Raw genomic sequence first — 24181 nt, 5'->3', positions numbered from 1 at the left:
GGTCAATGCCACTGTATTACAGGGCCGGGCCTCCCGTCAAGGTCCGGTGCGTGCAATTTCTCTTTTTGCTCGGCCGCGCGGAAAGAATTCTTGCAATTTCCGCAAAATGCTGGTACACTGCAAAAAGAGGAAGAGCCGGACGGCTCGGACGAATCAGGGAGTCACATAACAGGAAAGGAGCTTTAGACCATGCCACTTGTTACATCGACAGAAATGTTCAAAAAAGCCTACGAGGGCGGGTATGCCATTGGCGCGTTCAACGTGAACAACATGGAGATCATCCAGGGCATTACCGAGGCCGCCAAGGAGGAGCAGGCGCCGCTGATCCTGCAGGTGTCGGCCGGTGCGCGCAAATACGCCAAGCACACCTATCTCATGAAGCTGATCGAGGCCGCTTTGGACGACACCGGCCTGCCCATCTGCGTCCATCTGGACCACGGCGACACCTTTGAGATTTGCAAGAGCTGCATCGACGGCGGTTTTACCTCCGTCATGATCGACGGTTCCCACCACTCGTTTGCAGACAACGTCGCCCTGACGCGTCAGGTTGTGGACTATGCGCACGCGCGCGGCGTGGTCGTCGAGGGTGAGCTCGGCCGTTTGGCCGGCATCGAGGACGCCGTCAACGTCTCGGCGGAGGACGCCTCCTACACAAACCCGGCCGAAGTGGAGGAATTTGTCCAGAAGACGGGTGTCGACAGTTTGGCCATCGCCATCGGCACGAGCCACGGCGCGTACAAGTTCAAACCCGGCCAGAAGCCGCAGCTCCGCTTTGACATTTTGGAGGAGGTGCAGCGCCGTCTGCCTGGCTTCCCCATCGTGCTGCACGGGGCGTCTTCGGTCATCCCCGAGTTTGTCGAGATGATCAACGCGCACGGCGGTAAGATGCCGGACGCCATCGGTATCCCGGAGGACATGCTGCGCCAGGCCGCCAAGATGGCCGTCTGTAAGATCAACATCGACTCCGACCTGCGTCTCGCGATGACGGCCTCGATCCGCCGCCATTTCGCGGAGCATCCCGACCATTTCGATCCGCGGCAGTATCTGACGCCCGCCCGCGCCAACATCAAAGAACTCGTGCAGCGCAAGTTGAAGAACGTCCTCGGCTGCAACGGGAAGGCGTGAGGCCGGGGCGGCGGCCCGGAAAGGACACGGAGGGTTTGCGGAGACAAGGACCGCAAACCCTTTTTTTGCCTCTTTTTGTGCGGATGCCGCCCGCTTGACAGCGGCACTCTGTTATGCTATCATGGTAGTACTTTAAAGTGATAAAGAATCCGAGCGCGATTCGGACAGGGTCCAGACGCGCAGACGAGGGGGAATGGGCATGGCGAGAAGTCTGGTGGGGACGCCGGCGGGGGCTCAGGACTATCTGTTTGACGCCTGCGGGCGGCGCCGGGAGATGGAGGCGCGCGCGGGCGCGCTCTTCGCGCGCTATGGGTATCGCGAGGTGATGACGCCGGTCGTCGAACTCTTTGAGCTCTTTACGCGCACCGGGCAGCCGATGCCACCCGAGTCGATGGTCAAGCTGATCGACCGGGACGGGCGCGTGCTGGCCATGCGGCCCGATTCGACGACACCGGTGGCTCGGGTGGTGGCGGCCCGGCTGGGCGGCGAGCCGATGCCCGTCCGGCTCTATTACCTCCAGGACGTGTATCGCGACGGCGCCGTCCACCGCGGACGGCGGTTGGAGACGCGGCAGGCAGGCGTAGAGTTCATCGGCGCGGGCGGACTGAAGGCTGATCTTGAGGTGCTGTCGCTGGCGGCCGAGGCGCTCTCGGAGCTGGGTGCCGGGGAATACCGCGTCGAGCTCAGCCACGCGGCGCTGTTTCGCGGGCTGTTCCGCGCGCTGCAAGCGCCGCCCGGCGCGGTGGAGGAGCTGCGCGCGCTCATCGAAAGAAAAAACTTTGCCTCTCTGGGCGATAAGCTGAAGACCTTTGCAAATCGCCCGGCCTGCGAGGCCATTTTGCGCTTGTGTCACCTCTTCGGCGGAGCGGAACTCTTTGAGGAGACGGGTTCGCTCGGCGTGGCGGAGGCTGACGAAGCGCTAGGCTACCTGCGAAACCTGTATACAGCGCTGGCGGGCGCGGGGTTCGGCCGTCATCTCCAGCTCGACTTCGGCCTTGTGCACCAGCTCGAATATTATACGGGCCTCGTCTTTCGGGGCTATGTCTCCGGGGCGGGGCGCGCCGTGCTGACGGGCGGGCGCTACGACCACCTGATGGGCGCGCTGGGGCGCGCGGCGCCGGGCGCGGGGTTTGTGTTGGACGTCGACGCGCTGTGCGCCCGCGTGCAGGAGCCGCCCCCGGCGCCGCGGCGGGCACGGCGGCTTTTGCATTTTCCGCCGGCGCGGCTGCGGGAGGCGCTCGGCGTGGTGGCGCTTTCGGAGCAGGGCGCCTATGAGCTTTCCCCTTGTGCTACGCTGGCCGAGAGCCTGGCCCTGGCGCGCAGCCGAGACATCGCCGCCGTGGTGGACTTGGAACGGGATGGGGTAGAGATACCGGTGTCCGAGGCGCCGGGAAGGCCGGCGGGGGAGGTGACGGTGTGAAGGAACTGCTGCGGCTGGCGCTGACCAAGGGCCGGCTGGAGACAAAGCTGCTTGGCCTGCTGCGGCGCGCGGGCGTCGACACGGCGCCGCTGGAGGACAAGGGCCGGCGGCTGATCCATCCGCTGCCGGACGCCGGGGTGGAGGTGGTGCTGGCCAAAGCGCCGGACGTCATCACCTATGTGGAGCACGGCGTGTGCGACCTCGGCGTCGTGGGGAAGGATACGATCCTTGAGTGCGGGCAGTCCTTCTATGAAGTGTTGGATCTGCGGTTCGGCGCGTGTCGGTTTGCGTTGGCGGTGCGCGAGGGGGAAGATTTCTTTGGCACCTACCGGCACCGGCGTGTGGCCTCGAAGTATCCAAACGTGGCCGGCGACTGGTTTGCGGCGCGGGGGCTGGACGTGGAGATCATCCGGATCGAGGGCTCGGTGGAGCTCGCCCCGCTGCTGGGGCTGGCCGATGCCATCGTGGACATTGTGGAGACAGGCGCCACGCTCCGGGCCAACGGGCTGGTGCCTGTTGCGGACGTCTGTCCCGTCAGCGCGCGCCTCATTGTGAACCTGGCGGCCATGAAGATGAAACGGGCGCCGGTGCAGGCGTTTGTGGCGCTGTGCCGCGCGGGATTGGAGGAAAGCTGATGTTTGCGATTGTACACGCCGCCTCCGGCGAGGCCGGAGCGCTTTTGGCCGCGCAGGCCGCGCGGCGGCGCGGCAGCGACGCGGCGGTGCGCGCGGCGGTGTCCGCGTTGATTGACGAGGTGCGCACCGGGGGCTGGGACGCCGTATGCCGATACTCACAGGTGCTGGACGGCAGCGCGCCGAGGGAGATCCCGCGTGCGGAGTGGGAGGCGGCCGCCGCGCGCTGCCCGGCCGATGTGACGGGGGCGCTCCTGCGGGCCGCTGAAAACATCCGAGTTTATCAGGAGAGGCTGCTCGTCTACTCCGACGAATGGGACGCCCCGGGCGGGGGCCGGGTGGGCGTGCGTGTACGAGGCCTGACCCGCGTCGGGCTCTATGTACCGGGCGGCAAAGCGGCCTACCCGTCCAGCGTGCTGATGAACGCGATCCCCGCCAAGGTGGCGGGGGTGGAGGAGCTCATTATGGTCACGCCGCCCACGGAGCATCTCAGCCCGGCGGTGTTGGCGGCGGCGGCGCTGGCTGGCGTGGACAGGGTGTTTGCGGTCGGCGGCGCGCAGGCCGTCGCGGCGCTGGCGCTGGGCGTAGGGCCCATCCCGCCGGTCGACAAGATCGTCGGGCCGGGCAACGCCTATGTGGCCGAGGCCAAGCGCCAGCTCTACGGCGTTATCGACATCGACATGGTGGCCGGCCCCTCGGAGGTGCTCGTGATGGCCGACGACAGCGCCGATCCGGCCTTTGCGGCGGCGGACATGCTTTCTCAAGCCGAACACGACGAGATGGCCTCCGCCGTGCTGGTGACCACCGACGAGGCGGTGGCCAAGGCTGTGCGGGCGGCGTGCGCGGCGCAGTTGGCCGCGCTGCCCCGGCGGTCCGTGGCGGAGACGGCCCTGCGGGATTTTGGGGCCGGCATCATCTGTGAAGACTGGGACGAGGCCTGCCGGCTGGCCGACCAGATCGCGCCGGAGCACCTGGAACTCTTGACGCGGCGCCCGCGTGCGCTGCTGCCGAAGCTCCACAACGCGGGCGCCGTCTTTCTCGGCCCGTACAGTCCCGAGGCGTTGGGCGACTACATGGCCGGGCCCTGCCACGTACTGCCCACCTCCGGCACGGCGCGGTTCTTTTCACCGCTGTCGGTGGACGCTTTTTTGAAGAAGACCAGCGTGATCGAATTTGATAGGGCTGCCTTGACTCCGCTGTGGCGGGATGTGGAGACGCTGGCGCTCACCGAGGGGCTGCACGGGCATGCCGCCTCCGCGCGGATGCGTTTCGCGGCCGAACGCACGGCTTGGGAGGGGGCGGAGACATGAGATGGCCGGACAAATTGGCGCGCCTTACCCCCTATGCCGCCGCGCCGGCGCCGGACAGCGGCGCCGTCCGGCTGGATGCCAACGAGAGCTTTCTGACGCCGCCCCGCTGGCTGTGGGAGAAGATCACGACGGCTGTGCGATCCGTCGCGCTGCACCGGTACCCGGACCCCGCGGCCTCGGAGCTCTGCGCGCTCTTTGCCGGACGGATGCATGTCCCCGCCTCCGGCGTGGTGGCCGGCAACGGGTCGGACGAGCTGATCTCCCTGTTGATGGCGGCTCTGGTGCCGCGCGGCGGGCGCGTACTGGTCAGCGAGCCGGATTTTTCGATGTACCGTGTTTACGCGCAGCTCTATGAGCACGACTGCGTCGCGGCGCCCAAGACGGCCGGCCGGCCCGACATGGACGCGCTGCTGACGGCTCACCGGGCGCGGCCGGCGGACCTCATCATCTTCTCGAATCCCTGTAACCCGACTGGGCTCGGCGCGTCGGCCGCAGAGGTGTTGGCGCTCGCGGAGGCGGTGGACTGCCCGGTGGTGGTGGACGAGGCGTACATGGACTTCTGGGATCAGAGCGTGCTGGCGCACACGCGGCGGCGGGACAATCTGATCGTGCTGCGAACCTGTTCGAAAGCGCTGGGTCTGGCGGGCGCGCGGCTGGGATTCGCGCTCAGCGGCGACCCACTCGCGGCGGCGCTGCGCGCCGCCAAATCGCCTTTCAACGTGAGCGCTCTTGCCCAGGCGGTGGGAGCCGTCGTGCTGGCGGAGACGGAGTATTTGGACGTGTGCGTGCAGGAGATCCGGCGGTCGGTGGAGGCTCTGTATCGCGCGCTGTCGGTGCTCGCGGCGCACGCCGAGGGCATTGAGGTACACGAAACAAAGACAAACTTCGTGCTCCTCACCGGCGCGCGCGTCCCGGCGCTGTACGAGGCCCTGCGTGTGCAAAACATCCTCGTGCGCCACCTGCCCCCAGACACCCTCCGCGTCACCGCCGGCACCGAATCAGAGCACAAAACACTCCTAACCGCCCTGGAAGCACATCTACCCGCCTGAAAAAGGGGAAATGCATGGAATTGTAATTGCATGACAATTCCATGCCGCATCATCGCCGGCATCGAATCAGAGCACAAGACCCTCCTGACCGCCCTGGAGGCGTATTTAAAATCCGCCTAAAAAGGAAAAATTATCAATTCTCAACTATCAATTCTCAATTATCAAGTTTGGTGGGGTTATATGGAGAGGACAGCCACGGTCAACCGATGCACGAAGGAGACGGAGATTGCGCTCACGCTGTCGCTCGACGGCGGGGAGACAGCGGTGAAGACCGGCATCGGTTTTTTCGATCACATGCTCACCGCGCTGGCGCTGCACGGCGGCCTGGGCCTGCGGCTGCAAGTGCAGGGCGATCTTGCGGTGGACGGACACCACACGGTGGAGGATACGGGCCTCGTGCTCGGACAGGCCCTCCGGCAGGCGCTGGGCGACGGCGCGGGCATCGAGAGATTCGGACAGGCGCGCGTCCCGATGGACGAGGCGCTGGCCGCGGCGGCGCTGGACATCAGCGGCCGGCCCTACCTGTATTGCCGCATCCCCGAGGTTCAGGCGCGCATCGGCGCGTACGACGCCTGTCTGACGGAAGAGTTCTGGCGGGCGGTGTGCGCCGCCGCCGGGTTGACGCTGCATATAGAGGCCTACGGCGGGAATTCTCACCACATCACAGAGGCCGTATTCAAGGCCTGTGCCCGCGCGCTGCGCCAGGCGGTCCGCCCCACCGGGGGCGGCGTCCCGTCCACCAAAGGCTGCTTGTGATGGCAGAGAACCCAAGAGAGCGAAACGGAGGGAACACGATGGAGGTAATACCGGCGATCGATCTGAAGGACGGACGTTGTGTGCGTCTGCTGCAGGGGGATTTCGATACGGTACACGAGGTGGCCGGGGAACCGACGGCCGTGGCCGCCGCCTACCGGGCGGCGGGCGCGCCGCTGATCCATGTGGTCGACCTGGACGGCGCGAAGGACGGCGTGCGCCGCAATGAAGCCGTGGTGGCCGCGGTGACGGCCGCGGCGGCGCCGGTTCGTATCGAACTGGGCGGGGGGCTGCGCACAATGGCCGATCTCATGCGGGCCGACGCACTCGGCGTGTGGCGCTTTGTGGTAGGCTCGGCGGCCGTGACGGACCCGGTCTTTGTGCAGGCGGCCGTGGCGCGCTACGGCGCGCGGGTCGCGGTGGGCATCGACGCCCGGGACGGGCGAGTCCGCACCGAGGGATGGCTGCGGGACGCGCAGGTGGACGCGCTCGACCTGGCGCGCGCCGTGGAGGCGCTCGGCGTGCAGACGATCATCTTTACCGATATCGCCGCGGACGGCGCGTTGACCGGGCCGAGTCTCGCGCCGCTGCGCGCGCTGCGGGCCGCCTGCGCCTGCCGCCTGGTGGCCAGCGGCGGCGTGTCCGCGCCGGAGGATCTGGTGCGGCTCCGCGAGGCGGGCATGGACGGCGTTATCATAGGCAAGGCGCTGTATGCCGGGCGCCTCGACCTGGCCGAGTGCCTGCGCGCGGCCGGGGCGCAAGCCGCGCGCGCCGGAGGTAAGATATAAATGGAAATAAAAGGAAATTCAAGGGCGGCCTATGATCTGGGCCGACTCTTTCAAAAAGAATCGCTTATCCCGGCCGTGGCGCAAGACGCCGAGACCCGGGCGGTGCTCATGCTGGGCTATGTGAACCGCGAAGCCCTGACGCGGACGCTTTCGACCGGTACGGCCTGGTTTTGGAGTCGGAGCCGGCAGGTCCTGTGGAACAAGGGGGAGACATCCGGCCATGTGCTGTATGTGCGGGCCGTGTGGGCGGACTGCGACGAGGACACGCTGCTCTATCTGTGCGACCCCGTCGGGCCTGTCTGCCACACGGGGGCGGTTTCCTGTTTTTTTCGCCGGGTGTCGGGAGCGGAAGGCGAGGCGGACAGCGCCGCGCCGCTTACGCCGCCGGCGGACGTGTGGCAGGCGCTGGACGCGGTGGTGCGGCTGCGTCGGGCGCACCCGCAAGAAGGCTCTTACACCTGCTATCTGTTTGAAAAGGGACTGGATAAGATTCTGAAAAAGGTGGGCGAGGAGACCGCCGAGGTGTTGATCGCCGCCAAAAACGGGGACAATGTCCAAACGGCGCAGGAGATCTGCGATCTTATTTACCATTTGCTGGTCCTCATGGCGGCGCAGGATCTGCCTCTCGCGGCCGTCACCGCCGAGCTGACCGCCCGCCGCGCCAAAATCGGCAACCGCAAATCCCAGCGCGTCACAGACAGGAACACATAGAGGCGTCACGCCCCTGGAAATTCTTAACTGGCGCCGCGCCGGAAAATTTTTTACGTAGACGCCACGTCGACAGGTACCACTACATCTTGCAAAATACACAAGATGTAGTGGTGCCTGTTTGGCTATGACACCAATATTGGGGTCTTGTACAAAAGCGGGGAATATAGTAAAATATAATTGGTACACATCGTTTGCGGCGCTTGTTCGGCAGGGGTGTTTCGGTTACGGGAGGGCCGAAAAAGTAAAAATTTGATACACGTGAACACTTATTCGACATTTGGGAACAACACCTGTTGAAGGAGAGACGAACCGATGTTATTATGTACATACGTGTCGAAGGATTCGACGGTTGTTTTAGCGATAGGGATCATTGACGGAGGAAGTTACCATGAGCGAAAGCGGTCAGCCAAAGGCAAAGCTGTCCCATGTGCAGTCTGTGGCGCGCGCGCTGACTCTGCTTGACATCATGGCGGAAGTCAAGCGGGACATCTCCGTTACGGAGCTCTCCAAGCGGCTGGGCTGGCCCAAGAGCACAATCCACGGGCTGCTCTCCACACTGCGGGACTACCACTATCTGACGCAGTCCTCCGCGACGGGGCTCTATCGGCTGGGCGTTCGGTTTTTTGAGATCGGAAACGTCGTTGCCTCGCTGTGGGATGTGCGCGCAGTGGCCTTGCCCCACATGCGGGCCATCAACGCTCAGCTGGGCGAGATGCTGCAGCTTGCCACCGAGGAGGACGGCGAGGTGCTCTATCTCGAAAAGGTGGATTCCACGCAGATGATACGGATCGTCTCCGAGGTGGGCGGCCGGCAACCGATGCACTGTACGGGGCTCGGCAAGGCGCTGCTGGCGTATAAGTCTTACGCGGAGGTGCGCTCCATTCTCTCCACAAAGGGGATGCCCCGTTTCACAAAACGCACGATCACGACGGTTCCCGAGATGGAACAGGAATTGGCGAAGATCCGCAAACAGGGTTACGCCATGGACGATAGAGAAGTGATGGACGGCCTGCGGTGCGTGGCCGTGCCGATCTTCGACAAAGACAGCAACGCGCGTTACGCCGTCAGCGTGTCGGGTCTCTATAACAACATGTTGGGGGACAAACTGAACCAGACTGTCGCGATGTTGAAGCAGGCGGCGGAGGAGATCTCCTACGCCATCGGCTTCAGACGGAAAGAGTGAGTGCCCAGACGGACGGAAACATTGTTGGAGGCATCCAAATACGAAAATCAGAGAGGAGATACCGCCATGTCAGCAAGCAAACCTGAGATCGCGTCCTCCATCCAAACCGGGGGATTTCGCACGAATTATCACGATGTGGGCAGCGGGGCGCCCGTTGTGATGCTGCACGGTTCTGGCCCCGGCGTCACCGCGTGGGCCAACTGGAACAAACTGTTCCCGCTGCTGTCCGAGCATTACCGAGTGGTGGCGCCGGACATGGTGGGGTTCGGGTATACCGACCGGCCGGAGGGCCTCGTTTGCAACATGAACGCCTGGGTACAGCAGACGATCGACTTGCTGGACGCGCTGAAACTCGACAAAGTGCACCTCGTTGGCAACTCCTTCGGCGGCGCGCTGGCCCTGGCGGTGGCTGTGAAGTATCCGGCGCGCGTGGACAAGCTGGTGCTCATGGGCAGCATGGGCGTCACGTTCCCGATCACCTACGGGCTCGACCGCGTGTGGGGTTACACGCCGTCGCTGGACAATATGAAGGAATTGCTCGACATCTTTGCCTACAACCGCAAGATCGTCTCGGACGACCTCGCCAAGCTGCGCTATGAGTCCAGCATCCTGCCGGGCTTTCAGGAGAGCTTTTCCGCGTTGTTCCCCGCGCCGCGCCAGCAGGGCGTGGAGGCCATGGCGGGCAACGAGAGCTATTTGCGCACCGTGCGCCACCAGACGTTGATCATTCATGGCCGGGAGGACAGGGTTATCCCGCTGGAAACGTCCCTCAAGCTGATTCGGCTGCTCGAAAACGCGCAGCTTCATATCTTTGGCAAGTGCGGCCATTGGACACAGATCGAACGCACCAAGGAGTTTGCCGAACTGCTGAAGAATTTTTTTGAGAACACGCCGGACCTGTGAGGATTCTCGCCGTCCGGGCCCGGGAGGGAGCGCTGTGAGCGACACACGCATTCAGGAGTACGCGCGGCTGCTGTACGAGGCGGAACGCACGCGCGTGCCTGTCGCGCCGCTGACGGAGCGGGACCCCGCTCTCACGGTGGACGATGCCTACGCAATCCAGCTCGCCAACGTGCGCCGCGTCACGCAGATGGGACATGTGATCTCTGGCAAGAAGATTGGCCTCACATCCCCCGGCATCCAGCGTCAGTTCGGCGTCGGCGAGCCGGATTACGGCCATCTGTTCGCCGCGATGGCGTGCCCGTCCGGGCGTGTGCCCGCGGAGGCGCTGCTCCAGCCGAAGATCGAGGGCGAGGTCGCTTTCGTTTTGGGGGCGGATCTGCCCGGCGGCCGCGTCACTCCGGCGGATGTGCGCGCCGCCACCGAATATGTGACGGCTGCCTTTGAGATCGTGGACAGCCGCGTGGCGGACTGGAAGATTCAGCTTGTGGACACGATCTCCGACAACGCCTCCAGTGGGCGTTACATTTTGGGCGACATCAAGCTGCCCCCGGACTGCGTCGATCTATCGGGCGAGGAGATGCAGCTCTTCAAAAACGGAACGCTGGCGGAGCGCGGGGTGGGCGCGGCCGTATTGGGAGACCCGTGTGCCGCGGTGGCGTGGCTTGCCAACCGGCTCTGGACCTACGGCGTCACGCTGAACCGGGGCGAGGTCGTGCTCTCGGGCGCCTTCTCCGCCGCGCCGATGGCGCGGAAGGGCGACGTGTTTGAAGCGCGTTTTTTCACGCTGGGCGTCGTGAAGGCGGAGTTTGTCTGAAAGGGGCGGTTTGAAAATGTCAAAGGTCAAAGTGGCCGTGATCGGGCCGGGTAACATCGGCAGCGATATTATGTATAAAATCTTTCGCAGTCAGCACCTGGAGATGGCGCTGATGGCTGGCATCGTCGAGTCGGAAGGCATCCGGCGCGCCGCGTCCCACGGGGTGGAGGTGTCCACCGAGGGTGTGCAGGCCGTCGTCCGGCGCGAGGATGTGCGCATTGTGTTCGACTGCACCAGCGCCGCCGCTCATCGGAAGCATGCGCCGCTGCTTCAGGCGGCGGGTCAGATTGCCATCGACCTGACGCCGGCGGCCGTCGGTCCGTACTGCGTGCCCTGTGTCAATCTCGACAAACTGAAAGACGAAAAAAATGTCAACATGGTGACCTGCGGCGGGCAGGCGACAATTCCCATCGTCTACGCGGTGGCCCGGGTGGCCGGCGCGGCCTATGCCGAGATTGTGGCCTGCATCTCCTCCAAGAGCGCGGGCTCCGGCACGCGGGCCAATATGGATGAATTCACCCAGACAACCTCCAAAGGGCTTGAGGTCGTGGGCGGCGCGGACCGCGGCAAGGCGATCATCGTGCTGAACCCGGCCGAGCCGCCGCTCATGATGACCAATACAATTCAGGTGGGCGTCAAAGACCCTTCCGTCGGGTTGGCGCCGATCCGCCGGTCCATCGACGATATCGTGGCGTCGATCCGGCAGTACGTGCCCGGCTACCAGATGCGGGTGCCGCCCGTGCTGGAGGACGACAAAGTCACCGTCATCATTCAGGTGGAGGGGCAGGGGGACTTTTTGCCGACCTATTCCGGCAATCTTGACATCATCAACGCCGCCGCGGTGGCGACGGCGGAAAAATTGGCTTCCGGCATGCTCGGGGAGGGAGGGGTCTAAATGGCAAGCGTCAAAGTGGTCGATACCACGCTGCGCGACGGCAGTCACGCCGTGAAACACCAGTTCACCGAGGAGCAGGTGGCTGCCATCGCGGCGGGTCTCGACAAAAGCGGCGTCGCGCTGATCGAGCTCTCCCACGGGGATGGTCTCGGCGGCTCCGGCTATACGTACGGATTCTCCGGCGTGGACGAGTTCACGCTCCTGCGGGCGGTCAGCCGGGTCATTCACAGCAGTAAGCTGACCGTGCTGCTGTTACCCGGTATCGGTACAATCGAAAATCTGGAGGAGGCCGTCGACTGCGGAGCGCAGGCGGTGCGCGTGGCCACCCATGTAACCGAGGGTGACGTCAGCGCGCAGCACATTGCGGCGGCCAAGCGGATGAATCTCTTCGCGGTCGGATTTCTGATGATGGTCCACATGGCGTCTCCGGAGCGCATTGCCGAGGAAGCCGCCAAGATGGAGAGCTACGGCGCCGACTACATCAACCTGGCGGACTCCGCCGGGTACTTGCTCCCGGACGACGTGGCCGCGCGCGTGGAGGCGGCGGTGAACCGAGTGAAAATCCCGGTCGGTTTCCACGCCCATAACAATCTGGGCTTTGCCATTGCCAACTCGTTGCAGGCGGTGAAGAGCGGCGCGTCCTTTTTAGACGGCACACTGCGCGGGCTGGGCGCCGGCGCGGGCAACGCGCAGATCGAGGTGCTCGCCGGTGTGCTCGCGCGCTGCGGCATCGAGACGGGCCTCGACTTTTACGGTCTTATGGATCTGGCGCAAGGCGTGGTACAGCCTCTCATGCGTCGGCCGCAGGTCATTGACAACGGTTCTCTGATGCTCGGTTATGCGGGTGTGTACTCGAGCTTCCTGTTGCATGTGTACGCGGCGGCGGAGAAGTACTTCCTCGATCCGCGCGACATCCTCGTGGAGTTGGGCCGGCGCAAGCTGGTCGGCGGCCAGGAGGACATGATCATCGACGTGTCGAATGATCTGAAAAACCAAAAAGCGGCCCGCGGATGAGAGCGGCGGCTGTGAAGCGGCATCGGATTTTGCTGGCGGACAGCGGGGAGAGTTTTCCCTGCGGGGAAGACGAATTTATTTTGCGCGCTATGTTCCACGCCGGCTGCGGTCCGCTGTGTAACGGTTGCTGCGGTGGTGGTTGTGGAATTTGTAAGATGCAGATTGTGGAAGGGGCCTACCACGTGGAGAAGAAGATGAGCCGGGCGCATGTCAGCGGCGAAGAGGCCGCCCGGGGGATTCTGCTGCTGTGCTGTGTGCAGCCCCGAAGCGATCTAACAATCAGACACATCACGAAAGAAAAGGAAGGCAGGTAGGTTACGTATGGCAATCAATCACACTCTGAGACCCGGTCTCGTCCAGCTCCGTGTGCTCGATCTGGACAAAACGCTCAATTTCTACACCAATGTGTTGGGCCTCGACGAGGTGGGCCGCACCGCGGACGGTCGTGTCCTGCTCAAGGCTTACGACGAGTTCGACCACCACAGTGTCGCGCTCCGTCTGGCCGACGAGGCAGGCCTCGATTTCGTCGCCTTTAAGGTGGGGAGCGCCGAGGAACTGGAGAGCATCAAGGCCGCCACCGTCGCCTTTGGCTATGCGGTGGAGGAAGTGCCCGCCAACACAGATCAGCCCGGCTTCGGCAAGCGCTATGGCTTTACGATCAGCACAGGGCACCGTTTCGAGATCTACAGCGAAGTTGAACTGGCCGCGAAGGGCCCGCAGCTCCGCAACCCGGACATCTGGACGACCCCGCCCCGCGGGATGCGCGCCCAGCGCATGGACCACTTCCTGCTGTACGGCCCCAACATCGCCGAGGCCGAGCGGTTCTGCCGCGAAGTGTTTGGCATGTTCGTGCCCGAGGTGTGCAATCTCCCCGACGGCAACCGCCTGGCCAGCTGGATCACCAGCTCAAACAAGCCGCATGACCTGGCCTTTGTGGAATATCCGAAACCCGGCAAGCTGCATCATCTCGGCTTCTATCTGCAGGATTGGACCGACGTGGGCAACGCGGCCGACTGGATCGCCATCAACCACTTGAAGTTGGACATCGGTCCGACGCGCCACGCCATCACCCGCGGCCTGTCCATCTATTTCTGGGAACCCTCGGGCAACCGCATCGAAGTGTACGCCGGCGGCTACACGGCCTATCCCGACAACCCGCAGCGCGTGTGGGACGCCGACCAGTTGGGCCGCGGTCTGTTCTACTATTCCGGCGAGGTCATCCCGAGCTTCCTTGAGATCGTGACCTGACGGCAGTCTGATTTCTCACGGGCCCAGCCCGTATCTCATACGCGCCGGGCTCACCCATAGAAGAGGAAGAATGACAGAGAAGGCAAAAAACAGCCCCCAGGGGCTGTTTTTTGTGGCCTTCGGCAGACGTACTTCCGACGCCGGAGACATGAACTGTGACGAAAATGTGAAAAATGTGAAACCAGTATGAAAAAACAGCGGCCGACTTGAAAAAACGGTGATTTTCTGTTATCCTATAAAAGGAGAAGTTGAGCCCTTACAGAAATAAAATCAGGTATACGAGGAGAAATGAAGATGAAAACCCCCAAAATGGCCCTGTGTCTCTTGCTGGCGTTTACCATGTTGCTGGTCTCTTTGGCCGGGTGCGGTCGATCGTCGGACAGCGCTGAGGTGTCTCCCGACGGCGGTGTTCCTCCCGGCGACGCTGAAGTGCCTTCCGGCGACGATTCTCTTTCCGGCGACAGTTTTTCTCCCAGCGACGGCTTGGATGAAAACGGATTCTGGAAGGGCGTCAAAGCCCTCGACTACGTGGAAATTTTCGATTATACGGCGATATCGATTCCCAGTGAGGTCCATCAAATTTCCGACGACCAGGTTCAGGCTGCGATCGATGAATTGTTGGCCAATTATTCGGGGGAGCCGTCGCAGATCACAGACCGCGCGGTCGAGGACGGCGACACGGTCAACATCGATTACGTCGGGAGTGTGGACGGCGTTGAGTTTGACGGCGGTTCCACTGACGGCGCCGGCACGGACGTGATCGCTGGCAGTACGAATTATATCGATGATTTCTTAACGCAGATCATCGGACATAGGCCCGGAGAAACCATCAGTGTGGAGGTCACCTTTCCAGACGACTATCAGGAGAGCAGTCTTCAGGGGAAAGACGCCGTGTTTGTTACGACCATCAATTACATTTCCGAAACGGAGCAGCCAGAGCTGACGGATGAATTTGTCGAGACGAATTTTGCCGCCGACTATGGCTGGACGACTGTGGCCGCATTAAAGGACGGCAGGCGGGCGGAGCTCCAAAAAGCGTCTGTAGAGGGATATATCAGAGACTATTTGACCGGTGCAGCGACCGTCAGTTCGGTGCCGGATGTGCTGACGGCATATACGGAAAGATCCATGCTGGACTATTATCAGGGATATGCGGATGGATATGAGATAAGTCTGGATGAATTTTTGAGTACTTACGTCGGTGTCTCAAGCAGGGAAGAGTTGATTGAGAACAACAAAGAGGCGAATCTGGAAACCGCGACGTATTACCTTGTATCGCAGGCGATCGCGGAAGACATGGGCTATTCGGTCAGCGACGATGATATGACGCGTTTTTTCACCGAACAGACAGGGACAAGCGATTATTCCTCCTACGAAGAGCAGTTTGGCCTGCCTTACCTAAAACAGACGGTTCTCTGTTATACGATACTCAATGATATCGCCGAAAACGCTGTTTTGGCATAGCCGAAAGAAGCGACCCGCCCTTTGAGACAGACGGTGGATCGGCGACATTTTGATTGCCGGACAAATCAGGCGCGGCCTATTTTGGTGACAAAGCGGGATGGGGCCATTGTCTTTTTTTCATTTGTGTGGTACAATAAAGAACTGCAGGAGTCTAATGAAGATCAGTTAAGGAGCGGACCATATGGCAGCAGGGACATTGCTTATCCTGACCGCGCAGAATTTTTCGGAAGAAGTGTTGCAGGCATCTGGCGTTGTGGTGGTCGATTTTTGGGCCCCGTGGTGTGCGCCGTGTCGGCTGATTGCCCCCGTTGTGGAAGAGCTGGCGGCGGCGCTGGCGGGCCGGGCGCGGTTTGGTAAGGTCAACGTGGACGAAAACGGCGCGCTGACGGTCGAGCATGGGGTGATGAGTATCCCCACATTGCTAATTTTTAAAGACGGCGTCGAGGCGGAGCGCGTGGTGGGCGCCAGACCCAAGCAGGCGCTGCTGTCGCTCATCGAGCCGCATCTCGCGTCGAATTGAGGGTTCGACGGACCCTTAGTACCTTGTTGCCGCGAAGCGGCAACAAAAAACAAGAATTTTGGTTGTGGGCTGCAGGTGCAACCCACGTTAGTGCAGAGAACAGTTTGCAGCGGGAGATCCGTTCGCAATAGGACTGGGGCTGGGAATGTGACGAACAAAGATGTCGGAATGCGACTCAAAGGATCGGTGGTGGGCGGTTTCCGCCGCCGGGACGTCATTGCCTACATCGAATCTCTGCAGCGCGGGCACAGGGAGGAGATCGAAGCCTACCGGGCTGGCACCGACCTGCTGCGTCGGGAGCGGGACGAGGCCCGCGCCGCCGCCGCGCGGTTTCAGACGCAGTGGAAGGAGATGTCCGACAAACACGCCGGGCAGCCGGCCCTCGCGGCGGAGCTGACGCGGGCGCACGAAAACGTGCAGACGCTGACCGAGACCAAATCGCGGCTGGAGACGGAGATCGGCGCCGTGCGCAAGGTGTTGGCCGAGCGTGAGGTCGGCCGACAGCAGCAGGAAAATGAACTTCAGGAGCTGCGGACGCGCGTGGAGAGATTCACGGTGTCGCACGCCCGGGCCGAGATGCTGGAGCAGGACGCGGCCCGCCGCGTCGGGGAGATCGAAAAAGCGGCGCGCGCGCGCGCATTGGAGATCGAACACGGCGCGCAGACGCACGCCGAGAGCGCGGTGCAAAACGCCGCGCGTGAGGCCGAACAGGCCCGTGAGGTGGTGCGCCGCCTCCGCCAGGAGACGCTCACCCGCTATGCGGTCCTTCGGCAGGAGGAGACGCACCTCTCCCGGACTGTCGACGCGGAGCTCACCCGCATCCGCGAGACGATGGCGCGGGTGGACGGCCTGTTTGAGGGGTTGGCCGCGCGCCTGGAGGTCCTGACGGCGCCCGCCGAAGAACAGCCGGAGGTGTCCGCTACGTAAAGCAAAGCAAACCAAACTGAACCGGCCCCCCGGGGCAGACAAAGACGGACGGCCGATCGGGCCGCCCGTCTTTGAATCCGAAAGGAGTCTTTCCATGGTTGTGCGTCCTCGCATCCTGCTGATGGGCGGTCTGGGGCAGACGGAAACGGGCGCGCCGTATGTGCGGCTGCCGCGTGCTTACGCCGACGCCGTCTGGCGGGCCGGCGGGCTGCCGGCGTGCGCCTGCGCGCCGGGCGGCGCGGCGGACCACGCCCGCGCCTTCGCCGGTCTGCTGCTGACCGGTGGGGAGGACCCGGATCCGGCCGCCTACGGGCAGGCGGTGCTGAACGATACGGTACAGGTGGACAAAGCGCGCGACGACTGGGAGCGCGCTTTGTTCGAAGCCTTTTGCGCGGCCGGCCGGCCGGTGCTCGGCATCTGTCGGGGCATACAGGCGATCAATGTCTTCCTGGGCGGCACATTGATCCAAGATCTTCCTGCTCAGCGGGGGTTTTGCCACAGCGGCGTTACGCACACAGTCCGCGCCGCGCCCGGCGGCTTCCCGTGCGTGCTGTTCGGTGCGCGCTTTCTGACCAACTCGGCCCACCACCAGGCGGTGGACCGGCCGGGCGGCGGGCTTATCCCGACGGCTTGGGCGGACGACGGCGTGATTGAAGCCGTCGAGGGGCGGGACGTGCCCGTCTGGGGCGTGCAGTGGCACCCGGAGCGGATGGGACCGGGAGATCCCGCGCTGCTCGATCACGGGCGGCTTTTTGAAAGGTTTGTGACGCGATGCGCGGCGGACTGAAGACGATCAATCTGGAGGAGGGCCACCCGACGTGCGACGCGGCGATCCGGCGGCTGACGTATGAACTTCACGCGGCGCGCAGCCTGGAGTACGCCGCGCTGAAACTCATACACGGGTACGGCTCCACCGGCGCGGGCGGACGCATCCGGGTGGAGGCGCGCGCCTATCTGGGGCGGCTGCTGCAAAAACGCCAGATCCGCGCCGTTGTGACGGGCGAACAGTTCTCCATCTTCGACGAGGTCACCCGCGCGGCCTTCACCCGTTGCGGCGAGCTGCGCCGCGACCCAGACGTCGAACGCCACAACAACGGCGTGACGTTCGTGATTCTATAGACGGGCGTCTCCGCTTCGGACATCTCTGCGGCCGGCCGGGGACGGCCGCCTCTTTATGTATGGTTCAGGTGTCGCACCGGACGCCGTATCGGAGCCGCCGCGCGTGGCGTGATTAGAGGCGGCAAACTGCCGATTGACATCGGTTTGGCCTCGTGCTATAATTGCTCTGCCTAATGGAACTATATGTGGTGGAATAGTTGCTCGTGGATGGATTTGGAGGGGTTCTATGCTGTCGAGTGATGTGCTGCGCGGGCATTTGGAGGCCATTTTGCTCGCTCTGATCTGTGGGGATGACCGGTATGGTTATGAGTTGTTCAGCGAGATAGGCAAGCGCACGCAGGGGCGCCTGGAGATCAAGGAGGCCACGCTGTACGCCGTGCTGCAGCGGCTGGAGCGGCGGGGTTGTATCGAATCCTACCGGGGGGATGTGAGCGGCGGCGGCAAACGGCGCTACTATCACACTACGCCCGACGGCCGGCGCGCATTGCAGCAGGAGATCGCCGCGTGGCGGGAGACCAAGGCCATTATTGACATTTTCATGGAACCAAAAGGCATGGCGGCCCAGACACAAAGTTTTTGACAGGGTTTTACCGTTTGATCCCTTTGTGCGGGTTTTAGGCAGACAAACAATAATATTGCAGACCATTTTAGAAGATAATATGGTGAATTCGCCCATAGCGAGCGCTATAATAAAAGTGAGCGCGCCGTCGAGCGAGGCTTTTGGTACGTGAACCATGCCTTTGTGCGGCTTCCGATAAAGGCGTTGCCAATCGAAAAAGAGTGTAAAATCGAAAAAGGGGTGTATTGTGAATGAAGCGAAAGGGAATCTCACTGGTGTTGGTGCTCACGCTGCTCTCAAGTGTCATGGCGGGTTTTCCTACGACCGTATCGGCCACCGCTGTCCCTGACAACGCCAACGTATCACGCTTGGCAGCCTCGGAAGGCATAGTCCTTCTGGAAAACAAGGGGGTTCTCCCGCTTGGGCCTGCCGCCAAAGTCGCCGTGTTTGGGCATTCACGGCACATGAATGGCAGCTCTTATCCCGCCGACGGCTTCGGGAAAGACGGTTTTATCACATACGGCGGCGGTTCCGGTGAGGTCACGGCGCCTTACGTCGTGGATCTCTTGACAGGGCTGAACAACAGAAAAAACGAAGGCAAGCTGGAGTCGATCACAGACGGCGGCGTCAATCCGAGCGCCGCCACGGTAAACGCGGCCGCGCAGACCAATGATATCGCGATCGTGGTCATCCGCCGCTGGACCGCCGAGGCTTCCGATCTGAGCGCCGGCGCCGGCGGGTACTTGCTCTCCGCAGATGAGACCACGATGATGCAGCGGGTGAACGCCGCCTTTGACAATGTGGTCGTGGTCATGAATGCGGGCAACGCGATCGACATGGCATGGGTGGAGGCGTATGAGCACGTCAGCGCGGTGCTGGCCGCTTGGTACCCGGGCATGGAGGGCGGCAACGCCTTGGCTGACGTGCTTTGCGGCGCGGTCAACCCGTCGGGCAAGTTGGTGGACACCTTCGCCCGCAGCCTCGGCGACTACCCGTCGTCCGCGACCTTTGCGCAGACAAACCCCCAATATACCGACGATATATATGTCGGCTACCGCTACTTCGCGACGGCTTTTCCCAACTATGAAAAGGTAAAATATGAATTCGGCTACGGGCTGTCCTATTCCACGTTTGCGATCACGGACAAAGCCGTCGCAGTGGAGGGCGACGAACTGGTCGCCACGGCAAAAGTGACGAACAACGGCCCGTATCCCGGCAAAGAGGTGCTGCAAGTCTATTATTCCGCGCCCGCGGGCGCACTGAACAAACCCGCGTTTACACTGGCGGCTTTTGCGAAGACGTCCCTGCTGGGGGTGGGAGAAGATGAAACCGTCCAAATGCGGTTCCCCATCCGCAGCATGGCATCTTACGACGACGTCGGCAAGACCGGCGTCATATCGGCCTATGTGTTGGAAGCCGGCGATTACAACATCTACATTGGCAATTCCATCAAGAACGCGACAAAGAGCGCCGCGGCCGGCCTGTACACACAGACCGCTCTTCGCGTGACGGAACAGCTGTCTAAGCGGCTGACGCCGCCAACCGCGTTTAACCGCCTTGTCGATCCGGTCAGCGGTACGTATCAGTCGACCAATTGGACGCCGGCGGACGGCGCTCCGACGCCCGGCGTCCCGAGCCCCAATCCGGGCTCCGCGGCGCCTGTTACGCCGGTGCCATGGACGGGCGGCGGCACGATTCTGCTTGAGGACGTCTATCGTCAACCGGGGTACATATACGATTTTGTGGCACAGATGACAGACGCTGAATTGCGTGTGATGAGCAGGCATCAGGGCAGTTCTATCCTCCCGAACGGGACCGGGGCCATCGGGAAATTGGCTAAGTACGGCATTCCGGAAGTGAACACGGCCGACGGCCCTGCCGGCCTGAGGATCGGCGTGATTGGCAGCCGAACCGTGGTCGCCACCAGTTTCCCAATAGGAACGCTGCTGGCCTGCACGTGGAACGAGAAGCTGATGGAAGAGGTCGGCGCCGCGGTCGGCGCCGAGATGGAACTGAACAAGGTCGACATATGGCTCGCGCCCGGTATGAACATTCACCGCAACCCGCGCAACGGCCGCAACTTCGAATATTATTCGGAAGACCCGTTGGTATCGGGCAAGAGCGCGGCAGCCGTCACGAGGGGCGTACAGGGCAGAGGCGGCTTGGTGACCGTCAAACACTTCGCCGCCAACAATCAAGAGACCAATCGCTACAATACAAACTCACAAGTGTCCGAGCGCGCCCTTCGCGAGCTCTATCTCAAGGGCTTTGAGATCGCGGTGAAAGAGGCCGATCCCGGCTGCGTCATGACCTCGTACAACTACTTAAACGGCACTCGCACCGAGGCGTCTTACGATTTGCTGACCAACATCTTGAGGAACGAGTGGGGCTTCAAAGGCATGGTCATGACCGACTGGTGGAACGGCAGAGCCACATCGGCCGCCCAGATCGCCGCCGGGTGCAACGTCAAAATGGATGACAACGACGCTTCTATCAATCAGGTTTCGCGCGACGCCCTGGAAGCGAACATCAGGACGGTCATGGGCACAGTTGTGCGCACCTTTGCCTTTGCGGAAGAGATAAGCCCCGAGCCCAGGCTTACGGCCATCGAAGTATCTCCGATGCAGATCACGGTAGGCAAAGAGGCGGACGTCAAGGTGACCGTGACGGGCAAAAACCTTGAAGGCACGAACGTCACGGCGGGTATCAAGGGCTACCCGGAAACGTTTGTCAGCATTCCAGGCGGCGCCGGCGCGACGGTTTATCTGCATGTCACAAAAGATCTGCTCCCGATCGGCACATACGATGTGGTCATGACACTGAACGGAGTCGAATCCAATACAAAAGCTTCGCTCAGAGTGGACCTAGAAAAACAGTACTTTTATCTTGTCGCCGCGAGAAACAATCAGATCGTCGGCGCGGACGCCGCTACGTTCAACAGCCCCGGAAGCATGACTACGATGGTGGCCAATCTCGACGAGCCCAACGGGTACGCCCAATTTGAAATCCTCCGCGTGGTTCAGGATAGGGTTCATCTTCAGATGATGAACGGTTATCTCATTACGATGGAAGGCTCCACTTACGGGGGCCAAATGGTCAGGCCGAGAACCGCTGTGCCGGCCGCGCCGTCGGCCACGGGCTGGGAAGCCCTCATCTTTGAAGACCAAGACGACGGCACCGTAAAAATCAAGCGGATTGGTACGGACGGCACATGGTATGTCAATGTGGCTGCGAACGGCAACCTCTCGACGGTACAAAACAGCGTCGGCGACACCGGAAAGTTTCAATTGGTTTCGCTTGGTTCGGTTGAGCCCGTGCCTATGATCACCAGTGTGGAAGCATCCCCGTCACAGATCAACGAGGGTGTCGCGGTGAATCTCACAGTGACGGTGGCCGGCAGGTATCTTGAAGACGTGCAGGTGCGAGTAGGCGTCAAAGGGTTTGAGGGCTCGTTTACAAGCGTGCCCGGAGAGACCGGCGCCACGGTGACGATACCGGTCGCGGCGGATATGCTTGCGGCGGGCATGTACGATATCGTTGTGACAATCGACGGCGTTGAATCCGACGTAAGAGGTCTGATTCGGGTGATCGGTCAAGAGATGCCATTGCCTCAAACGGGCGACATCATTTGCCTGATTGCGGTGAGAAATGAAAAGATTGTCGGCGCGGATCCCGGCACATTTGGACCGCCCGTCGACAATGGCCAGCTGACGATGACCGCCAATCTCGACGAGGTCAGCGATTACGCCAAACTGGAGGTATCCTATCGGTTTGAAAGTGTCCTCCTGAAAGCGAAAAACGGCTTGTACGTCAGCCTGGAAGGCGCGGCTTACGGAGACAGGAAGGTCAGACCGCGTGTCGGCGAGATGGAAGTCGCCGCCGATGGGTGGGAAGCTCTTCAATTTGAGATTCAAGATGACAACACGGTAAAGATCAAAAGGACGAATTCGTTTGACGGCGTCCAGTATGTGGATGTGGCCGCAAACGGCAGTCTCTCCACAGTAGCGGGCAGTGTTGGAGATACCGGAAAGTTCAGAATGGTCATATTGGAGCACGGGGTCGTGGATCCCGAACCGAGCGATTACACCGTGACGTTCGACCACAACTATCTGGGCGCGCCGGCCAATCCGCCCGACAGAGAGGTCGCGCCCGGCGCCGCAATCGGCGCCCTGCCCGTGCCGCCGAGCCGTCCGGGGTTTGTCTTCAACGGCTGGGCCACGTATGATGGCAAAACGACGGTTTCACCTGGAAACACCTGCCTGATGCCGATGTTCTACAGCGCCGATACGGTCGTCACCGCCAATGCGGCGCTTGTGGCGAACTGGTCGCACGTCTTGCGGGTGGACAGGGACGGCGCGAAAGCAACGGCGACAGTGTATCTCAGCGACGAGACGATTCGATCGGACAGCGTCCGGCTGATCCTGATTTCGTACAAAGCCGGCGGACAGCTTCTGAGCGCCGCCGAATCGGGTGTCCTCGCCGTGCCGGACGAGAAGCCGCTGCGGCTGACGCAGCAGGTTCCGGCCGATGTGTTTGGGTTGGACTCGGCCACATTCAAAAGCGCGTCCGTAGAGGCCAGTATCCCCGCCGAGGCGGCCATTGTGAAGGCGTTCTTGTGGGATGCTGCGTCGCCGTACGTACCGGTGTGCGACGCGGTCGAGCCGGTCGCGGTCAGTCTTGTCTGGAGCGACGAGTTCAGCGGTACGGGCATCGATGCGGCGAAGTGGGTCGTCCCGCCTGACGACAACGGCGGCGGCAACAACCAAGCGTCTTACTACAGGCCGGAGAACGCGGAGATCAACAAAACCGACGCGGGGCTTATCGGTTCGGAAGACAATTCCGCGCTCAGGATTCAGGCTGTCCGTGAGACGGGCTTGCCGCGGGGCACATGGGCTTCCAGCAAGCTCACGACCCAAGATCTCTTCACGGTGAAATATGGACGGATCGAAGCCCGCGTCAAGCTCCCCGCGAACGACCAAGGGTTCTGGCCGGCGTTCTGGATGATGCCCAACGACAGTGTTTACGGCGGGTGGGCGACGTCCGGTGAGGTTGACATCTTAGAGAACAAGAGTCGCCAGAGCGGCACCATCAGCAGCGCGCTTCACTACGGCGGGCCATGGGCGGCGTCCGGTAACATGAGCGCGGGGCGCAACCGCTACACGACCTTGCGCGCGGGCGCCGCGGATACGGTCGATACAAACATCCCGGTCGACACGGTCATCCCGGGGTTCAGCGTCGGAGACTGGCACACCTACGCGATCGAGTGGTATCCGGACCGCGTAGAGTATTTTGTGGACGGTATCCGCTATCAGGAGATCAACACATGGTACACGACGCAAAGCGGCGCGCGGGTACAGCAGCCGAAGCCGCTGGATCAGTCGTTCTACCTGATCCTCAACCTCGCCGTCGGCGGCACCTTCGACGGGAACCGCACGCCGGCCAGCACATCCGTCGGGAACATGTATGTCGACTATGTGCGCGTCTACCAGTAAAAACTGCGCGGCAGCCTGCGGCTCACGCTGAGCAGGCTGCCTCCCGACAGACAGAGAGACGCCGGGCTGCCAAAGCGGCAGCCCGGCGTTTCTCTGTGTTTTTAAACTTTTTGCGCAGAAGTATTTTTGCTTAAAAGTGAGAGAAAACAACATTTTTTGATATTTTTGATAAGGTATACCTTTTCAAGAGTGTATCATAGACGCTGATATTATCATTGTATTGCATGTAATTCGTAAAGTCAAGCGCTTGATGTA

Annotated in this window: 22 protein-coding genes; all 22 read left to right on the top strand. The window is 62.1% G+C overall.

Features of this window, described 5'->3' with window-relative positions:
• Positions 1-189 precede the first annotated feature (189 nt).
• Positions 190-1125: a class II fructose-1,6-bisphosphate aldolase gene (fba, locus tag LBK75_06160; protein ID MDR1157877.1), complete on the top strand. Its 936-nt coding sequence runs from the start codon at positions 190-192 to the stop codon at positions 1123-1125.
• Between the two features lie 199 nt (positions 1126-1324).
• On the top strand, positions 1325-2545 hold the full coding sequence (hisZ, locus tag LBK75_06155) for an ATP phosphoribosyltransferase regulatory subunit (protein ID MDR1157876.1): 1221 nt from the start codon (positions 1325-1327) through the stop codon (positions 2543-2545).
• A complete protein-coding gene (gene hisG, locus LBK75_06150) occupies positions 2542-3180 on the top strand; it encodes an ATP phosphoribosyltransferase (protein MDR1157875.1) in 639 nt (212 codons plus the stop codon). The genes hisZ and hisG overlap by 4 nt, the downstream gene beginning before the upstream one ends.
• Positions 3180-4487 carry a histidinol dehydrogenase gene (hisD, locus tag LBK75_06145; protein ID MDR1157874.1) on the top strand — a complete coding sequence of 436 codons (1308 nt, stop codon included), beginning with the start codon at positions 3180-3182 and terminating at the stop codon, positions 4485-4487. Before hisG ends, hisD begins: the two co-directional genes overlap by 1 nt.
• Positions 4484-5536 carry a histidinol-phosphate aminotransferase family protein gene (locus tag LBK75_06140; GenBank protein MDR1157873.1) on the top strand — a complete coding sequence of 351 codons (1053 nt, stop codon included), beginning with the start codon at positions 4484-4486 and terminating at the stop codon, positions 5534-5536. The genes hisD and LBK75_06140 overlap by 4 nt, the downstream gene beginning before the upstream one ends.
• 180 nt (positions 5537-5716) lie before the next feature.
• Positions 5717-6292 (top strand): imidazoleglycerol-phosphate dehydratase HisB, encoded by a 576-nt coding sequence (gene hisB, locus LBK75_06135; GenBank protein MDR1157872.1) that lies wholly within the window; start codon positions 5717-5719, stop codon positions 6290-6292.
• Between the two features lie 38 nt (positions 6293-6330).
• Positions 6331-7077, top strand: a complete 747-nt coding sequence (hisA, locus tag LBK75_06130) for a 1-(5-phosphoribosyl)-5-[(5-phosphoribosylamino)methylideneamino]imidazole-4-carboxamide isomerase (GenBank protein MDR1157871.1) — start codon at positions 6331-6333, stop codon at positions 7075-7077.
• Positions 7078-7788: a bifunctional phosphoribosyl-AMP cyclohydrolase/phosphoribosyl-ATP diphosphatase HisIE gene (gene hisIE, locus LBK75_06125; protein MDR1157870.1), complete on the top strand. Its 711-nt coding sequence runs from the start codon at positions 7078-7080 to the stop codon at positions 7786-7788.
• 388 nt (positions 7789-8176) lie between these two features.
• Entirely contained in the window at positions 8177-8971 is a 795-nt protein-coding gene (locus tag LBK75_06120; protein ID MDR1157869.1) for an IclR family transcriptional regulator, read from the top strand.
• 66 nt (positions 8972-9037) lie between these two features.
• Positions 9038-9874 (top strand): alpha/beta fold hydrolase, encoded by an 837-nt coding sequence (locus LBK75_06115; protein ID MDR1157868.1) that lies wholly within the window; start codon positions 9038-9040, stop codon positions 9872-9874.
• Positions 9875-9908: 34 nt separating this feature from the next.
• Positions 9909-10688, top strand: a complete 780-nt coding sequence (locus tag LBK75_06110; protein MDR1157867.1) for a fumarylacetoacetate hydrolase family protein — start codon at positions 9909-9911, stop codon at positions 10686-10688.
• A gap of 16 nt (positions 10689-10704) precedes the next feature.
• A complete protein-coding gene (locus LBK75_06105; GenBank protein MDR1157866.1) occupies positions 10705-11583 on the top strand; it encodes an acetaldehyde dehydrogenase (acetylating) in 879 nt (292 codons plus the stop codon).
• Positions 11584-12597: a 4-hydroxy-2-oxovalerate aldolase gene (dmpG, locus tag LBK75_06100; protein MDR1157865.1), complete on the top strand. Its 1014-nt coding sequence runs from the start codon at positions 11584-11586 to the stop codon at positions 12595-12597.
• The gene (locus LBK75_06095; protein ID MDR1157864.1) at positions 12594-12911 is read left to right on the top strand and encodes a 2Fe-2S iron-sulfur cluster binding domain-containing protein; all 318 of its coding nucleotides are present in this window, start codon (positions 12594-12596) and stop codon (positions 12909-12911) included. Before dmpG ends, LBK75_06095 begins: the two co-directional genes overlap by 4 nt.
• Before the next feature lie 7 nt (positions 12912-12918).
• The gene (locus LBK75_06090) at positions 12919-13845 is read left to right on the top strand and encodes a catechol 2,3-dioxygenase (GenBank protein MDR1157863.1); all 927 of its coding nucleotides are present in this window, start codon (positions 12919-12921) and stop codon (positions 13843-13845) included.
• 294 nt (positions 13846-14139) lie between these two features.
• Positions 14140-15309, top strand: a complete 1170-nt coding sequence (locus tag LBK75_06085) for an FKBP-type peptidyl-prolyl cis-trans isomerase (protein MDR1157862.1) — start codon at positions 14140-14142, stop codon at positions 15307-15309.
• 181 nt (positions 15310-15490) lie between these two features.
• Complete coding sequence (gene trxA, locus LBK75_06080) at positions 15491-15829, top strand: thioredoxin (protein ID MDR1157861.1); 339 nt, start codon at positions 15491-15493, stop codon at positions 15827-15829.
• Between the two features lie 168 nt (positions 15830-15997).
• A complete protein-coding gene (locus tag LBK75_06075) occupies positions 15998-16756 on the top strand; it encodes a hypothetical protein (GenBank protein ID MDR1157860.1) in 759 nt (252 codons plus the stop codon).
• Between the two features lie 94 nt (positions 16757-16850).
• A complete protein-coding gene (locus LBK75_06070; GenBank protein MDR1157859.1) occupies positions 16851-17543 on the top strand; it encodes a gamma-glutamyl-gamma-aminobutyrate hydrolase family protein in 693 nt (230 codons plus the stop codon).
• Positions 17528-17875, top strand: coding sequence for a hypothetical protein (locus LBK75_06065; GenBank protein MDR1157858.1), 348 nt, complete (start codon positions 17528-17530; stop codon positions 17873-17875). Before LBK75_06070 ends, LBK75_06065 begins: the two co-directional genes overlap by 16 nt.
• Before the next feature lie 226 nt (positions 17876-18101).
• A complete protein-coding gene (locus tag LBK75_06060; protein ID MDR1157857.1) occupies positions 18102-18455 on the top strand; it encodes a PadR family transcriptional regulator in 354 nt (117 codons plus the stop codon).
• A 230-nt stretch (positions 18456-18685) separates the two neighbouring features.
• Entirely contained in the window at positions 18686-23926 is a 5241-nt protein-coding gene (locus LBK75_06055) for a glycoside hydrolase family 3 C-terminal domain-containing protein (protein ID MDR1157856.1), read from the top strand.
• Positions 23927-24181: the final 255 nt, after the last annotated feature.

This window comes from Oscillospiraceae bacterium (assembly GCA_031265355.1).
GTDB lineage: Bacteria > Bacillota > Clostridia > Oscillospirales > UBA929 > JAIRTA01.
The sequence above is the reverse complement of the archived record's forward strand: the minus strand, read 5'-3'. Positions and strand labels throughout refer to the sequence as shown.

Coding starts and splice junctions, on each gene's coding strand:
- LBK75_06065 (MDR1157858.1), top strand. CDS start 17,528: ATGCGCGGCGGACTGAAGACGATCAATCTGGAGGAGGGCCACCCGACG.
- hisA (MDR1157871.1), top strand. CDS start 6,331: ATGGAGGTAATACCGGCGATCGATCTGAAGGACGGACGTTGTGTGCGT.
- LBK75_06070 (MDR1157859.1), top strand. CDS start 16,851: ATGGTTGTGCGTCCTCGCATCCTGCTGATGGGCGGTCTGGGGCAGACG.
- LBK75_06055 (MDR1157856.1), top strand. CDS start 18,686: ATGAAGCGAAAGGGAATCTCACTGGTGTTGGTGCTCACGCTGCTCTCA.
- LBK75_06095 (MDR1157864.1), top strand. CDS start 12,594: ATGAGAGCGGCGGCTGTGAAGCGGCATCGGATTTTGCTGGCGGACAGC.
- LBK75_06085 (MDR1157862.1), top strand. CDS start 14,140: ATGAAAACCCCCAAAATGGCCCTGTGTCTCTTGCTGGCGTTTACCATG.
- LBK75_06060 (MDR1157857.1), top strand. CDS start 18,102: ATGCTGTCGAGTGATGTGCTGCGCGGGCATTTGGAGGCCATTTTGCTC.
- LBK75_06075 (MDR1157860.1), top strand. CDS start 15,998: ATGCGACTCAAAGGATCGGTGGTGGGCGGTTTCCGCCGCCGGGACGTC.
- hisIE (MDR1157870.1), top strand. CDS start 7,078: ATGGAAATAAAAGGAAATTCAAGGGCGGCCTATGATCTGGGCCGACTC.
- hisZ (MDR1157876.1), top strand. CDS start 1,325: ATGGCGAGAAGTCTGGTGGGGACGCCGGCGGGGGCTCAGGACTATCTG.
- LBK75_06090 (MDR1157863.1), top strand. CDS start 12,919: ATGGCAATCAATCACACTCTGAGACCCGGTCTCGTCCAGCTCCGTGTG.
- fba (MDR1157877.1), top strand. CDS start 190: ATGCCACTTGTTACATCGACAGAAATGTTCAAAAAAGCCTACGAGGGC.
- hisB (MDR1157872.1), top strand. CDS start 5,717: ATGGAGAGGACAGCCACGGTCAACCGATGCACGAAGGAGACGGAGATT.
- LBK75_06120 (MDR1157869.1), top strand. CDS start 8,177: ATGAGCGAAAGCGGTCAGCCAAAGGCAAAGCTGTCCCATGTGCAGTCT.
- hisD (MDR1157874.1), top strand. CDS start 3,180: ATGTTTGCGATTGTACACGCCGCCTCCGGCGAGGCCGGAGCGCTTTTG.
- dmpG (MDR1157865.1), top strand. CDS start 11,584: ATGGCAAGCGTCAAAGTGGTCGATACCACGCTGCGCGACGGCAGTCAC.
- LBK75_06115 (MDR1157868.1), top strand. CDS start 9,038: ATGTCAGCAAGCAAACCTGAGATCGCGTCCTCCATCCAAACCGGGGGA.
- LBK75_06105 (MDR1157866.1), top strand. CDS start 10,705: ATGTCAAAGGTCAAAGTGGCCGTGATCGGGCCGGGTAACATCGGCAGC.
- LBK75_06140 (MDR1157873.1), top strand. CDS start 4,484: ATGAGATGGCCGGACAAATTGGCGCGCCTTACCCCCTATGCCGCCGCG.
- trxA (MDR1157861.1), top strand. CDS start 15,491: ATGGCAGCAGGGACATTGCTTATCCTGACCGCGCAGAATTTTTCGGAA.